Source organism: Brevibacillus panacihumi (assembly GCF_003710985.1).
Taxonomy (GTDB): Bacteria; Bacillota; Bacilli; order Brevibacillales; family Brevibacillaceae; genus Brevibacillus; species Brevibacillus panacihumi.
The window spans coordinates 182,742-196,752 of the sequence record NZ_RHHT01000011.1 but is presented as its reverse complement, the minus strand read 5'-3'; the positions used below and the strand labels follow the sequence as shown (position 1 = coordinate 196,752).

General features: G+C 44.8%; 12 protein-coding genes and 1 rRNA gene. 1 reads left to right on the top strand and 12 read right to left on the bottom strand.

The window, feature by feature from the left end; translation table 11 throughout:
* From EDM58_RS07500 to EDM58_RS07475, 6 genes are all read right to left on the bottom strand, one after another.
* A 16S ribosomal RNA gene (locus EDM58_RS07500) occupies positions 1-134 on the bottom strand; the annotation flags it as partial.
* A gap of 494 nt (positions 135-628) precedes the next feature.
* Complete coding sequence (locus EDM58_RS07495) at positions 629-2,053, bottom strand: PQQ-dependent sugar dehydrogenase (RefSeq protein ID WP_122912778.1); 1,425 nt, start codon at positions 2,051-2,053, stop codon at positions 629-631.
* Between the two features lie 70 nt (positions 2,054-2,123).
* Positions 2,124-3,797 carry a DUF6138 family protein gene (locus EDM58_RS07490; protein ID WP_122912777.1) on the bottom strand — a complete coding sequence of 558 codons (1,674 nt, stop codon included), beginning with the start codon at positions 3,795-3,797 and terminating at the stop codon, positions 2,124-2,126.
* A 185-nt stretch (positions 3,798-3,982) separates the two neighbouring features.
* Positions 3,983-4,606: a glycerol-3-phosphate 1-O-acyltransferase PlsY gene (gene plsY, locus EDM58_RS07485; RefSeq protein WP_122912776.1), complete on the bottom strand. Its 624-nt coding sequence runs from the start codon at positions 4,604-4,606 to the stop codon at positions 3,983-3,985.
* A 241-nt stretch (positions 4,607-4,847) separates the two neighbouring features.
* Entirely contained in the window at positions 4,848-5,501 is a 654-nt protein-coding gene (locus EDM58_RS07480) for a PH domain-containing protein (protein ID WP_183187444.1), read from the bottom strand.
* A 125-nt stretch (positions 5,502-5,626) separates the two neighbouring features.
* Positions 5,627-7,234: a GMC family oxidoreductase gene (locus tag EDM58_RS07475; RefSeq protein ID WP_122912775.1), complete on the bottom strand. Its 1,608-nt coding sequence runs from the start codon at positions 7,232-7,234 to the stop codon at positions 5,627-5,629.
* A 246-nt stretch (positions 7,235-7,480) separates the two neighbouring features.
* Here EDM58_RS07475 and EDM58_RS07470 point away from each other — a divergent pair, with 246 nt between their 5' ends.
* Positions 7,481-8,362 (top strand): metal-dependent hydrolase, encoded by an 882-nt coding sequence (locus EDM58_RS07470; RefSeq protein ID WP_122912798.1) that lies wholly within the window; start codon positions 7,481-7,483, stop codon positions 8,360-8,362.
* A gap of 33 nt (positions 8,363-8,395) precedes the next feature.
* Here the strand turns inward: EDM58_RS07470 and EDM58_RS07465 are convergent, their stop codons facing one another.
* The 6 genes from EDM58_RS07465 to EDM58_RS07440 form a co-directional block, all read right to left on the bottom strand.
* Entirely contained in the window at positions 8,396-8,782 is a 387-nt protein-coding gene (locus EDM58_RS07465) for an NUDIX hydrolase (protein WP_122912774.1), read from the bottom strand.
* Between the two features lie 104 nt (positions 8,783-8,886).
* Positions 8,887-9,750: a metallophosphoesterase gene (locus EDM58_RS07460; protein ID WP_122912797.1), complete on the bottom strand. Its 864-nt coding sequence runs from the start codon at positions 9,748-9,750 to the stop codon at positions 8,887-8,889.
* Between the two features lie 172 nt (positions 9,751-9,922).
* The gene (locus EDM58_RS07455) at positions 9,923-10,759 is read right to left on the bottom strand and encodes a TIM barrel protein (RefSeq protein WP_122912773.1); all 837 of its coding nucleotides are present in this window, start codon (positions 10,757-10,759) and stop codon (positions 9,923-9,925) included.
* A gap of 378 nt (positions 10,760-11,137) precedes the next feature.
* Positions 11,138-12,511 (bottom strand): D-alanyl-D-alanine carboxypeptidase family protein, encoded by a 1,374-nt coding sequence (locus EDM58_RS07450; RefSeq protein WP_122912772.1) that lies wholly within the window; start codon positions 12,509-12,511, stop codon positions 11,138-11,140.
* 103 nt (positions 12,512-12,614) lie between these two features.
* The gene (locus tag EDM58_RS07445; RefSeq protein WP_122912771.1) at positions 12,615-13,199 is read right to left on the bottom strand and encodes a hypothetical protein; all 585 of its coding nucleotides are present in this window, start codon (positions 13,197-13,199) and stop codon (positions 12,615-12,617) included.
* A gap of 96 nt (positions 13,200-13,295) precedes the next feature.
* On the bottom strand, positions 13,296-13,949 hold the full coding sequence (locus EDM58_RS07440; protein ID WP_122912770.1) for a YczE/YyaS/YitT family protein: 654 nt from the start codon (positions 13,947-13,949) through the stop codon (positions 13,296-13,298).
* Between the last annotated feature and the right edge of the window lie 62 nt (positions 13,950-14,011).

The following is a 14,011-nucleotide window of genomic DNA, read 5'->3' as shown; positions in this document are numbered from 1 at the left end:
TCCCAGTCTTATGGGCAGGTTGCCTACGTGTTACTCACCCGTCCGCCGCTAGGGTCCGAAGACCCTCGCTCGACTTGCATGTATTAGGCACGCCGCCAGCGTTCGTCCTGAGCCAGGATCAAACTCTCCAATAAAGTTTGCTTCTGGTTCAAAGCTGGCAAATCATTAATGATAGACTCATCAACGCTTTCGCTGTTCAGTTTTCAAAGAGCATTGTAAGCTTTCACTCAACCACTTTTCAAAGAAGCGGAAGAACAATATAACATGTTTGAAATACTGATTCAACCAACAATTTTTGGTAACACACAATATATCATGTTTTAATGCGGTTCATCAACGACCAAATGTTGGTTGTTTGCCACTGGTTCATATCTAATGTGGCGGAAAGCTAATATAGCATGTAGATGAAAGACAAATCAAATGAAAAACATGGTAATCGTAAAGTAGTAACTTCAATTAGAAAAATAGGCTGAGACAAAAGAAAAACCTGATAATAAACATTATGGACAAAAAAAGAGTGCGATTCTGTAATTTTCGCACTCTATGGCTCACAGTTCTTCTTGCCATATTACCGCATTAGTACGGTAACGCCGAATCGGTTGATCACGTCGGATATTATCGTTATCCATTATGGAACAATTTCAAAAACGGTTCCTTGGTTAGCATCAGCCACCTTCGTAGAACCATAAACCCCCAAATATAATCTCGTTTGATCCAGATTCGTTCCCAAACTAACATAATAAGAAGATTGAGATCCAAAATGATAATCGGTTTCAATAACACTAAAATCATTTGGTTTACAATCTGTTTGTGCCCGGGTATAAGCTAAAACACCTCGAACTGGAGGGGGAGATCCTTCATTCCTGGCTAGATCGGTAAACACAACGCTTCCCGTTAAATCGGGAAGCGCATTCCCCATATAGGGCTGGACTCCTGTAAGCGCAGTTCCACCAAATTTATCGGGTCTTGGGTCTTTATGAAAATAGCTCATTAATGGCGGAAGACGCCTCGCTGAAGTCTGTACTGCATCATTGTAATAAGCAATTTTTTTCTCTTCCAAGTTTGGATTTGTCGGGCAGCCCGTAATCAGCGAAGTAGGAAAAGCACCTTCCCACCCTCGCCAGCCAAAGTTGATGAATCCTTCCTGCTCAGATACAGAATTCATGAATGATGCTTGCACAAGCTGGGTAACCGGTATTGGTCTATAATGAACGAATGAAAAAATCGACTCTACCAAATCCTGTCCGACAAACCTCGCATATTTGATGTACTGATTACCGAAGCTTTGAAATGAAATGCCTGGGATATTGCGAACCCCTTTGGCAATGACCGTAAGCGTCTCCTGAATAGGTACAGGAAGTTCATCAAAACGAGTAACCACAGGTGGATTATAAAAAAATGAATTCGTATCGACATCAATTTCGATAATTTTGCCGGCGATTTCCATATCATTTTGACTTAAATGAAACGGATCATAGCCCGATCCACCATCTCCGGTTGTTAAAACAAGTTTTCCAGTTTCAGGTGAAAAGTTTAAGCTATTGACACCATTATGATTTAAAAAAGGCCTTCTTATGTTCAGTAACGTCCGCCGTTTTTGAAGTCGACCATTCGATTGGAGAATCCATTCTTCAACTGTATCAACATGATCGTATTGAATTTCTCGATTCATCCACTTTAGGTGTAAGGTTCGAGGATCACACGGATTCGGCTTAAAAGATTCAAAAGCACCAGGAAGGGCACCTGGACCTTGTGTTCCAGCTACTGAAAAATGAAGATAGAAGAGGCCGTTGTAGTAAAACTTGGGATGAAACGCAAGCCCTAACAACCCCCGTTCATCATATCCACCAGTTGAGACACCTAGTTTTAAGATTCGCGGGGTAATATCTAAAAATGTCCTTATCACACCATCTCGTATGGAAAAAATCTCTCCTACTTGGGTTGCAACAAATAAACTTTCAACGGAATCACTTGGAAGTACAGCTGTTTTCAAAACAGTGGGCATATTTATCTTGCTTACAATAGGCCGTAAACGAACTCTAACCTTTTTCAACTAACTTAAGCACTCCCTCCTCTTGCTTCCTTTTTTAAGAATATGATTAGAACTGTGCCCATAGTACCAGTCACATTTTACCCGCCGCCTTTACCAGACGAAGCAGCAGCTCCTTGCGCGGTTCCTGTGCCTTGCGAGCCAATGCAGCCAGCTTCTCCGTTTCCCCCCAGATCGGGTACAGCACCCGCTCGGCCTCGTCATCAGACAAAGCCTCTATGTGCTTTACGAAAAGCAGCAGCTTGTCTTCGCTTTCCAGCTCTGTCTGAATCTTCAGCTTTAGCGAATCGTGGGAGCGCAGCAGGCAGGCGACCAAGGTAGGAGTAGATCGTTCCGTTACGCCATGGGTGGCGGCAAAAACGGCCGTGAACTTGTCATGCATCAGCTGATGCTCGTCATCTACAAGGGCCATGTAAGCTTCGACCAAAGGAAAATACCGCTCGCCCGAAAGTCCCAGCCCGAATACGGCATAGCTGCCAGGCATGACGCTTTTTTCGTCTTCCGTATCTTCGTACCACTCAAACTCTACCATCGCCTCACGAGCGTACTCCTCCAATAACGGATGCAGTTCGGGATAAGTCAACGCATTTGCAAAAAAACGGTGCGTATCTGATTTGGCAAGCCCCTTGATGGGCAAAGCCTCTCTCACACTGGATTTTAACTTGATTTTGTAGCTTTTTGGAAAGCCCTTTCGGAGCAGGGAGAGAATAAACGAAATCGCCCGCTCATACGCCGCGGCTTCTTCCTTGCGAATAACAACGGTAAAGAGGGAAAAAACATCGTTAGCCTTGCATTCGACCCATTCATCTCGCATATGGACGTCTTCTTGCGAGAAGCTGTCGCTGCCCTCCTTCAGCATACGAACGGCTTTACCACAACCAAGCTGCTTAGCTAGCTCCAGAAAAGTCTGGCCTTTGGATTTGCTGTAGTTCGGCTCGTAACGAATAATCATCACCGCGCCGTACAACAGAAGGTCGATAGGCTGATTCGGTTCATCCAAGTTCTCCAGAGCAGCATCCGGCTTGATTTCATATTCATTGGATCCGTATTCGGAACGAATGACATGATAGTAATGTGGCAAGAATGTGTTCTCGGCCCAGCGGGTCAAGGAATGGATGATATCTCTTCGATGCTCGGCGAGAGCCTCCACCCGTTCTTTGTTCAGCTCCTGTATCCGGTCAAATATAGCAATCGTCCTTGCGACTTCCGGTTCGGGAAACAGATACGGATCCAGCAGATGACGCGCCAAAAAGAAGGTTTCCAGCGGCTTTGTCGGGTAAGAGCCCTTTTCCAGTCTTTTCTCTATATAGGACTGAATTCGGTCCAGAAGCTGCTGCCTTTTCTCTTCATATACGGTTTCCAGCACCGTTATTTTCACAAGCCCTTCTGTCGTTGCGAAGGTTCCTTGGAAGGTAAACCGGTAATCGATCAGCGGCGACGTCCCGAGCCTGTCCAGTTTCTCCTTTACAATGTCCGCCAGCAGAGGCTGAACCTCTTGCAAGATTTGCTCCCGTGTAAAAGGCGAAGCCTTCATCGACCTCCTGCCAGCGTCACTTCCCCTAGATCTCGAACTGTCCACATGAGTCCTGCCCGGACGATAATCCAGCATGATGTAGTTGAAGATGCCGATTTGCAACGTGGTGCGCTTGACCGTTGCCTCCACGTCCTTTCGATTTTCCTGTTCGTCAAACCATTTATGAATCGCCGTTTTCATCTCTCCCAGCGCTTCTTCTTGTAATTTGTTCATCGTCTCTCGCCTTTCTGCGTGCCAATGGCTGATTCTTGGGAAGCAATTTTACGAATGATCTGCATATCCGCTTGCTTCTAGCTGTACCTGTTATTTCCATTATAGTGATCGTATGTTCGGAGTCTACCTACTTTTCACCAGAATAAACTTACCGAACACAAAAAAACGCTGCCAGTTAGCAGCGATCAAAAAATTAGTTTATTTTCCGTTCCTGAGAGCAGCCTTTGTATATTCTCCCTATGCCTGAAAATAACCATAAGCGCCAATAAGCACGCAAATATAGTAAAATATAAGGTATTGCCAAAAACCGGAATAAATGAGATGGCCGCAAAAAGCATTGTAGCACATATCGTGCCTAAAGAAACATAACGGGTTAAAGCGACTATGATGACAAAAAAGCCAAGGCATATTAGGGCCATAACCCAGTCAACCATAAACAGCACAGCCACTGCAGTAAGTGCTCCCTTGCCCCCTTTAAACCCAAAATATACCGGCCAGTTATGTCCGATAACCGCTCCTGCGCCTGCTGCTAAAAGGCTTACGCAATCTTTTGCCTCTCCTGAATAAAAGGAAACGCCAAGGAACAAGCCTATTAAACAGGAAATGACCCCTTTTGCTATATCTCCCGCAAGAACAAAGACCGCAGCAGATTTCCCAAGTACCCTCAGAGTATTGGTAAGCCCGGCGCTTTTGCTTCCATGGCTTCTAATGTCCTTGCCGTATATTTTCCCCACAATCACCGCTGTATTAAGGCTGCCTATCAGGTAGCCCATCGCCAGGGCTGCAAAAAGCTTTACAATATCAATCATCACACTTCTCCCTCGGAATTAATCTTTTCTGCGGAACAATATCATTCACCGAATGAACACTCTACCTATTATAAAAGATTTCCATATATTCGAAAATCGTCTTTTTGCCTCCGCGTGTGCATTGAATGGAATGATTCCATCGGGGAATTGAGTATGTAAAAGGTGAGTATGTCGGAGGTTACAACTAAAAAAGCCATTTTCCAAGTTGACAGGAAAATGGCTTCCTCTACCTCGCGCTTGCTTAAAATTTGTTAGAAAACTGCTTGACGATGCCTTCTGTCAGAATGTCCGCCAAATGAATCATATGGATCTCGTTTTTGTCGGTTGCTGCAATATCCGCTTTCCAATCTCCCTTGAGACAGGCAAGGACTATTTCCGTGATCAACTGAAGGTGCGTATATAGCATATCTTGCAGCGTTTTAAACGGCCAGTTCGGATTCGCTGAGCTTAAAAATTTGGCGATTACATCGGCGTTTCTATGCCAATCCGCCTCTAGCTTATTTACATCGGCCTGATTGCCCGCTTTGGCAGCTTCGACAATTTTCCCAGCGATCAGAATATGCTCTCTCAGAAGATCAGCCAGCTTATTGCCGGCCTCCTCCCCATAATAAGGCTTGATCACATTTCCGATGTCCTGCTGATTCCGCAAAAGCCGATCCAATACGTCCTTCTGATCCTGACGATTCGAAATGGCGCTGACAATATAGCTTCTGGTCCATATCGTATGGTCGATCCAGACCTTCTGCATATCAGTTTTCAGCTTCACCATTTTGGGACTAAGGCATGTCGAATCCTTCTTGTCACCTTCCTTTGCAAGGACAGATCCTACTGCAGGAGTCATGCTAAAAAGGAGCGCAAGGGCTAACGGCAAAACCAGCAACCATTTCTTTTTCATTTTCATCTGCCCCTCTGTACGTTTGGAATAAAACATGCAGTTTTATTATTGTTGGAATATCCAATTTTATACAGAGGATTAGTTACGACCTGCCTATCCCGCAGGGGCAGTCCTGGGCGATTCTTCTACTTTTTTTTCGAGTTTTGTTTCAATAGCTGCTGTGCGATAGTATTTCCAATCAAGTAGGCTGGCGCAGACGTGTTGCCATCCACAGTGAATGGAATAATCGAATCATCAGCAACAATCAGGTCTTTTACTCCATGGACTTGACCATGGCTATCCACTACTCCCCCCTTGCTAAGAGGAGCCATGCGAAGAGCACCTTGCTCATGATGATTGTGGTCAAAATTATTTTTGATAAACTCTTCAAGCTTGCGATTATTATTGATGATGTCTAGTGTAGGTGAAATAAGCCGGTATGACCGATCAATCAAAGCTAACTGTGCAGCTATCTTCTTGATATAAATCTTATAACAGTTTTTAACTGCTTCAAGATCGGCCGCATTATTGAGATAGCCTTCATCAGCCAGCACAATTTTCAAGGGATCATTGCTTTGTATTTTTATGGAACCGCGGCTTTTTGGTTTTAAGAAGAGGATCGCGATTACCAGTTTTTCTTTTGAGCCGATTCCGATAAGTTGGACTGCACGACGAGTTTTGTTTGAGCCTGGAGTGGGATCTGGCAAAAAGGCCCCACCTGAAAATAGCGCATTTGGATCATCAGCAGGAACTGGGTTATCTTTCGGATTGGCGCTAAACTCAGCGAAGTTAAGCGTGTGGTTTCTAAGGTTTTTCCCTACGTTGGAGTTGGCGAAAACAACAGGGATTCCCGCGTCCTTTAGCATTTTCGCAGGACCTATTCCAGAAAGCATCAAGAGTTGGGCACTATTAATACCTGCTGAGAGAATTACTTTTTTCCGAGTGTAGGCACGCACGCATTTCCCCTCTTTGAGAAATTCTACGCCTATCGCTCGCTTATTTTTAAATAAAACCCGAAGAGCTGTTGATTGAAAGAAAACACGCAGCTTCCTACCATTGACTCCTTGGCCTGCGGGAGTCATGATATCTGATGATAGAAAAGCGGTGGAAGCACTTTCTCGCCGTCCATTGGGTTGCTGAAATAATTGCCAACGCGTAAAGGGCCCTAGGGGAGTTTTCGGGTCATTGTAATCGAGAATTTTTCGAAATCCTGTTGCTTTCTCGATGGCAGATACCAACTTTTTGGACATTGCTGTAGGATTTTCCGGTGCTTGCCGAATGTCGATCCTTCCCTTATAGCCATGTATAGTTTCATTGTTTGTTTTTCCATTGTAATTTTCCATTTTTTTGAAACTCTTAATCGCATTCATCGGTGACCAAAGAGGTCCCAGCAGCTTTTCCCATTGCCGAAAAACTGCTGACGTAGGTCTTACATACTGCTGTGTGTTTATGGAAGAGCCCCCACCCAATAATCGACCTGTCGTCCATTCAAAACTTCGCTCGTTTACTTTCTCCTGCGGTACTCCTTCCCCTTGCCAAAAATAGTGAGGAAGATAAAGCTCCTCAAGCTCTAATGCAAACGTAGAGTTGCTAATTGGTGTGTCTCTATCATTATTTTCTCCTGCTTCCAATACGAGAACGGATGTCTTTTTATCGTCCGTCAGCTTCTTTGCAATAACAGCCCCTGCAGGACCGGTGCCTACAACGATGTAATCATAAATTAATTTTGCATCTTTCTGCTTTTGTTCACTCATTCGATACTCCCCTATATGAACAATTTGGATTCCATTAACACAAAACACTCACTTGAATGCGTTAATGTAGGGTATTATTCATTAGGCTCGATGGTGAATGTGATGACCAATCTACATGACCTGATGGTATAACCTTGGTCTAGAAAAGGGTTATTCTACTGAGAAAATGAAATGAATTCTCGGGTTAGACAGGAATGACATAGCATGAGACAATACGAACAAAACCATTTACATTATGGGGGAAATATGGATTCCGTTACACATACGCTATTTGGCTTAACGCTTTACGGGGCATTAGATAAATCGACAATGACCAAAAAAGAAAAAAGGGCGTTGCTGGTCACCGCTATTGCTGGTTCACAGATACCGGATATCGACGTCATTTCCTCATGGTGGGACACTGCTGGAAGGTACCAAATGTGGCATCGCGGCGTTACACACTCACTATTTATGGTACCAGTTTGGGGTGCACTGATCGCAGTCAGTGTACGAGCACTGTTCCGCGTTCGAGGCTGGTTTTGGTTCCTCTTTGCCATGTTGGCTGTCTGGATTCACAATACAAGCGATATTTTCAATGCTTGGGGAACCGGTTATTTTGAGCCGTTCTCCTCTGCTCGTCTAACTTTGGGGACCATACCGATCGTGGATGTGGTTTTCTGGCTGTTGATGGCAGCCGGTTTGCTGTTTGCTCGATTGGGCCGCGGCCGCTTTCCATCCCATCGTGTGTTCCGCATCGTATGGGTGCTGATGGCCTTGCATGTCATTGCTCAATCGGTGCAAGGGGCTGTGCTGGTCAACAGTGTCAACGCAAGGTTTGAACAGACTGCGCTGTCAGCGGATTTTATTCCAGGGATGTTTACCGTCGTAGGCAAGCGTGATCAGGAGGTTCAGCTGTTGTACGGATCAGTCTGGTCGGATTTGAAGCTAGTTGCAAGCCTTGAATCCCGGGAAGATGCGGATTTGGAGCCGTTGTTCGCTCATAATCCCAGGGCCAAAACGCTGTACGAATGGTCTCCTTTTGTCGTCATTGTAAATGACGATGAGCGATTGGGGTTGTATGATCCCCGTTTTTATCGGAATGGTGAATCGTTTTTATTTGAGTATGTTGAAAAGGCGGGGCTCAGGTAGGGGCAATTCTATTGCGCTCCTCTTTTTTTTGCCTTATATGCACAATGCTTTCTTAATTGAATTTTTGTACCCTTCAGGCATGTGAACCTCATCGATTTTATCAACTTTAAAGCTCTTCCATTCGGAATGTTCTTCGCTTATTTTCAAGCGGTCTGTTTCCATAGTTTCGCAAAGATACGTGACAATCAAAACATGCCTGCCTTCGAGCACTTCATACACCCACACGTCTACGCATCGCAGGACGGAACAAGAGATCGCCAGTTCCTCACGAATTTCTCTTCTTAAACACTCTTCTGGCGTTTCTCCCTGCTCCAGCCTTCCACCTGGCAATTCCCATTCCATTCGATCATTTTTAAGTAAAATAACTTGACCCTGTTGGAGGATGATTCCTTTTATGGACACTGGAAGCTGCCAACTCATATCGCCACCTTCTTCCACGCTTTATTTGCATCGTCACGAGGAAACAGGTAGTCCATCTCTCCTCTGTTCAACGAGCATTTTCATAAGTGTATCAATTATCCCATCTATTGTAAGGTAAGTACGGTAATTTCCGGGCGGCAAAAAAATCGTACGGGCAATATCGTGGTTCCTAATCCCCTGTTAACATAGACTGGCATCTGGTCGGGACCTACCCGATACAGCCCTTGTACATATCTGCGAGCGAGAGGAGGCGTCACGAGGTGACCAAACCAGGGCAATCGTACCTGACCACCATGACTGTGACCTGACAATTGCAAATGAATCGGATATTTGGCAGCTTCATCTGCAAAATCCGGTTCGTGGACCAACAAAATCACCTTTTCTCCCTCTGGTATGTCGGAAATGGCCTGAGCCAAGTCGGGTTTGCCATGCAAGACATCCTCGACTCCTGCCATGTATAATGACTCGCCGTTTTTCGTTACGGCTACATGTCTGTTCTCCAAAACTTCAAATCCCGATGCCGCCAAACCTTCTCGCACTGATTTTTGCTGATTGATTCGATAATCATGGTTTCCCAGCACGGCGAATTTTCCCAAGGGGGCCTGCAGCTGGTCAAGAATCGGAATTGCAGCGGCAAGAGGAGAAATCGACTCATCCACCAAATCACCAGTAAAGCAGATGATATCGGGGTGTTCATTCTGGATCACAGAGACGACTGCTTGCAGGTCGCTCGTTTCCATATAATGTCCGAGATGAGCGTCACTAAAGTGAATCAGTTTCGTTCCTTTATAACTATCACCTAAACCTGGTATTGTCAGGTGAATTCGAACTACATCCAGCCAGGTTCGCTCCCAGCCAAATGCGTAAGCGCCTGTTGCTGCACCCAACCCAACAATCCCGCCCAAACATTTTATCGCTTTGCTCAAAAACGTTTTGCGCGAGATTGGGGCAATTCTTGGATCATTCATGTTTTCTCCTTTGCTCATTTTCAGCGATTTCTGCGAAAAAGAACGCCGCTGGAACACCATGTTTTGAGATTTGAAATATTTTGCGTCCCCATCAAAATGGAATTACGTTTGTCAAAATGATTCGTTACAATCTTCATTTCATCGTGCACAAACTGCTGAATCCGTCGAGCGGTTACTCGTCAGTTCTGCTCGGCCTAACTATATTTCTCGTCCACATATATCCTTGCCGAACGAATTCTTTGCTAGGGTTGCTATGGGGCGTATGTTCAAATATAAAATGGATTTCTTTGCATTGCGATAAGAACCTCAGGATATGTGCGATCTTAAAGTGATTCCCGTCATCCTCATGACTTGGATGAACGGGAATCCACATATATCTATTGCCTTCATACGCAACGTTGTGCAAATGAACAACTTTAATGTGTTCCTTCCACTTCTCTAAATATGTTACTATTTCATCCCCTGTTGCAAGTAGATAGTCACCTATGTCGATGCAGAGTTTCAAGTTATACTTTTCCCATTTTTCCATTGGAAAAGAATCAAGATACTGTATTCCTTTTGCAGAACGTTCAATCCCTAATTTCGGCTCACATATAATAGGTATGCTGTATTCAGTTTGTATTCGGGACAATTCTTGCAAACCATTCTCGATCTTCCCGTTTACATCTTCCTTTGTTTCACCCTTAAAATAGGGAAAATGCACCAAAATATATTCCGCACCCAGACGTGACAATAGCGCAGCCTCTTTTTCCAATTGCTTTCGAGCGACGATGGGTTCGGTGGAGACCTTTTCAAGCAGATCGTATTTGCTTCCATTTCGCAGTAACGGAGAATGAACGCCAAAGGGAATTTGTTTTTTTCTACAAAGATCTAAGAAAGCATGGAAAGACGTTTTATTAGGAAACTCTCCAATTTCGATTAAGTCAATATCATCCCAAAATAATTCGTCAAATTTTTCTGGATTTGTTAAAATCGTACTTCCAGATACACCAAATTTATGTTTGTTCAAATGTTACTCCCCCTATCTCCTAACCATATCCTAATTTTACCATAGCTTCATACAGCCTGTTAGTTCATGCACACAAAGCATCGCTTATTTCCACTATTATCACCTCGAAAGCGTGATCTGGTTCGGCTCCCTCATCGTTTTTTGTTCTTCGCGGAATCTAGCAGGCTCGCCACTGCGACAAGTAAGCCGTGCAGATTCGTGGCCGAACCGGGTGGAAAATGATAGGTAACAAAAACGGAAAGACTTTGTATCGCGAACGATGCCGAGTCTTTCCGTATCCTTTTTTTGGGCTTAAACTTTTAAACAAAATCTGCCAGACTGGTTTTACATAGGGTCTCCCTGCATCATCTTTGCGTGGCATTTTTTTGCCTTGAAAACTCAAAAAAGGCCAGCAAAAAATTCCCATATAGAACGGAACATCAAGCGGAGCCATCCTCCCTTTTCCATCTGGTCCGAAGCGATGAGGTTAACCGTTTTCTCTTGGACTTGATCGATCCCTTCCATTTGGTACGTGTACGTAATGGTTCCGGCCTTGATCCCAGCATGAAAAGGAGCAGTCAGCGTATCCACCTCGATACGGGTCTGAATGGGGAGCTGAGAAGGATCGGCGCCTTTCGGGACAATAAAGTGAACGGCTTGTTCAGTTATTACCGGAACCTCTGTGTTTACGCCATCTTTAACAGGAGCGCTTTCTACGCCTTTTGCTGTGCTGTTTGCTGCTGCCACTTGTTTTACCTCAAAGTGATCGAAGCCATAGTCCAACACTTTTTTCGTCTCCGTAAATCGTTTCGTCATCGATTCCGTTCCCATTACAACACTGATCAAACGCATTCCATCGCGCTCTGCAGTACCCGCAAAGCAATAACCGGCACTGTCGGTAAATCCTGTCTTCATTCCGTCAAGACCTTCATATGCGAATTGTTTATATTGTGGATTGCTCGCATTTGATTCCAGCATCCAGTTCGTGTTTCGAAGGGGTTCTCTGTCTGACGAACGGAATTGATAGGACGGGATACTGGTAATCTCCAGAATTTCAGGGTGATCCTGAATGATAGCTGTAACCAGTGTGGCAACGCCCATTGCGGACATTAGATTCTCTCCGTTTTCCTTAGGACGAAATGGCTTCGGCATATCCAGGCGGTCAAGTCCCGACGCATTAATGTAGGAAGTATGGATCATTCCCATGCGCTTGGCTTCCTCGTTCATTCGCGTAACGAATTGCTGCTCAGATCCCGATACATATTCCGCAAGAGCAACCGCAGCGTCATTTGCCGAATGTACGAGCATTGCAGTATATAGTTCCTTGACAGTGTGCGTTTCCCCTTGCGCAAGATAAACACGAGAACCGATGGTTTTAGAAGCATTCTCCTTGATTGTTACAACGTCGTTCCATGAAATTTCTCCTTTTTTGACTGTATCCGCGACAATGTATCCCGTCATCATTTTCGTCATACTTGCCGGAGCGTAAGCCTTATCTGCGTTTATCGATAACAGGACTTGACCGGTTACGGGTTCCACCAGAACGGCTGATCTGATTGAAAGATTGAGTGAACCAATCGATGGTAGTTTGACTGCTGCTGTCGTTTCTGCAGCGGTCGATTCCGTTGACGATGCCGCAAATACGGGTGGTTCTTCCAAAATTGATCCGGAAACAACCAGGGAAAGCATAATCATTACGATTATGAAGGGATTACTACACCAAGATCTTTTGCACTTGAAAGGAATGTTTCGTTCTTCGTTTTTTTTCAACATAATCTCTCCTCTCCACGAACCTTTCCGGCGAATACATGGCCCGAAACATAAATAATACCCTTTCTCTCCCCTGATTGGAAAGACAAAGGGTTATGAAATCAAACTACTCATCCATGCCATCGAGTAAGGATTGTAGCGCTCGCAGCTCGTCTTTTAAACTGGACCGCTCATATTCAATGTAGCCATCTTCCTTTGCTTCTTCAGTTGGGTATTTCGTTCCCTTTTGCAAGTAATGCTTTAACCGCAAATAACCGCTAATCGGAAAATCTTGACGGGTATACCATGTTTGTCGATAACCAACAAAACCGTGCTTCAAAATGATTGATTCAAGGGCTTTTACAACCTCGCTAACAATTTCCCTCAGGTCACAGACTCTATCAAATACCAGTTTTGGGCCACCTGTTTTAGCATCAATATCATCATACTCTGCAACATGAATCCTCAAATGGCTATGATCATGCAGAGAGATCCGCCACTCGGAGCCAACCGGTTCATAATTCCAGCAAAAAGTAGATACTTGTCTCCGTGCATCTTCCGGTACACAACCGGGAATGACATGCAACAGCCCTTCAACAAGGTCAACCAACGGCTCGCTTAAGTAGCTTGGACCAAAGTAATAGGTTTTGCCTTCGCACTCAATATGAACATCCGCCCAACCAATCCCATTCAGTATGTATGAAAACTTCATGTTCTCCACCCCTCAATCTTGTTTTACTATCACCCCGAAAACTTCAAATAAGGGAAAATTGAAGGTTGTCTACAGATGCATCGAGATTGAAAAAAGCTAGTCATGAAGACTGATCTCTGAAGCGTTTCCGAAAGGTTTTGCCATCATTTTTTCCCACAATGGGATGAATTGCTTGATTAACGGTCCGATCGCCACAGCCGTCACCAGGGTCCCCAGCGATACCGGGCCTCCCAGCAAAAATCCCAATAACGTGACCGTGCATTCAATCCCGACTCTTACTTTGCCGATGCCCCAGCCCATTCGTTCATGAAGGGCCAACATAAAGCTGTCGCGTGGTCCAGCCCCCAGCCGCGGCGAGATATACATTCCCGTACCGAATGTGTAAATGACCAGACCGGCAGCAAAAAAGACGACTCGTTCAATGACTGCATCTCCGATGGGAACCCAGTTCAGCCACATGAATAAGTCGATAAACAGCCCGAAAAAAATCATGTTCAAAAACATTCCGACGGTAGGCTTTATTTTGCCAATTACATAGGACGCGAGAATAATGCTGGCGCCCATGATTTGTGACCACATCCCGATGGTCAATCCAAAGGTCTTTTGTAATCCGATATGCAGCGTATCCCAAGGAGCAACGCCAACATTGGCCTTAATCATCATGGCGATCCCAAAACCCATGACGGCCAATCCAAGCATAAAAACACTGTATCGGACTGCGAGCGGATGAAGCAAAAAGTTCCTACCCATGATATATCCCCTTTTTGGAGGTGTTCATCCCCTGAGGGGGAAATGATTGATGTACTCGGTTG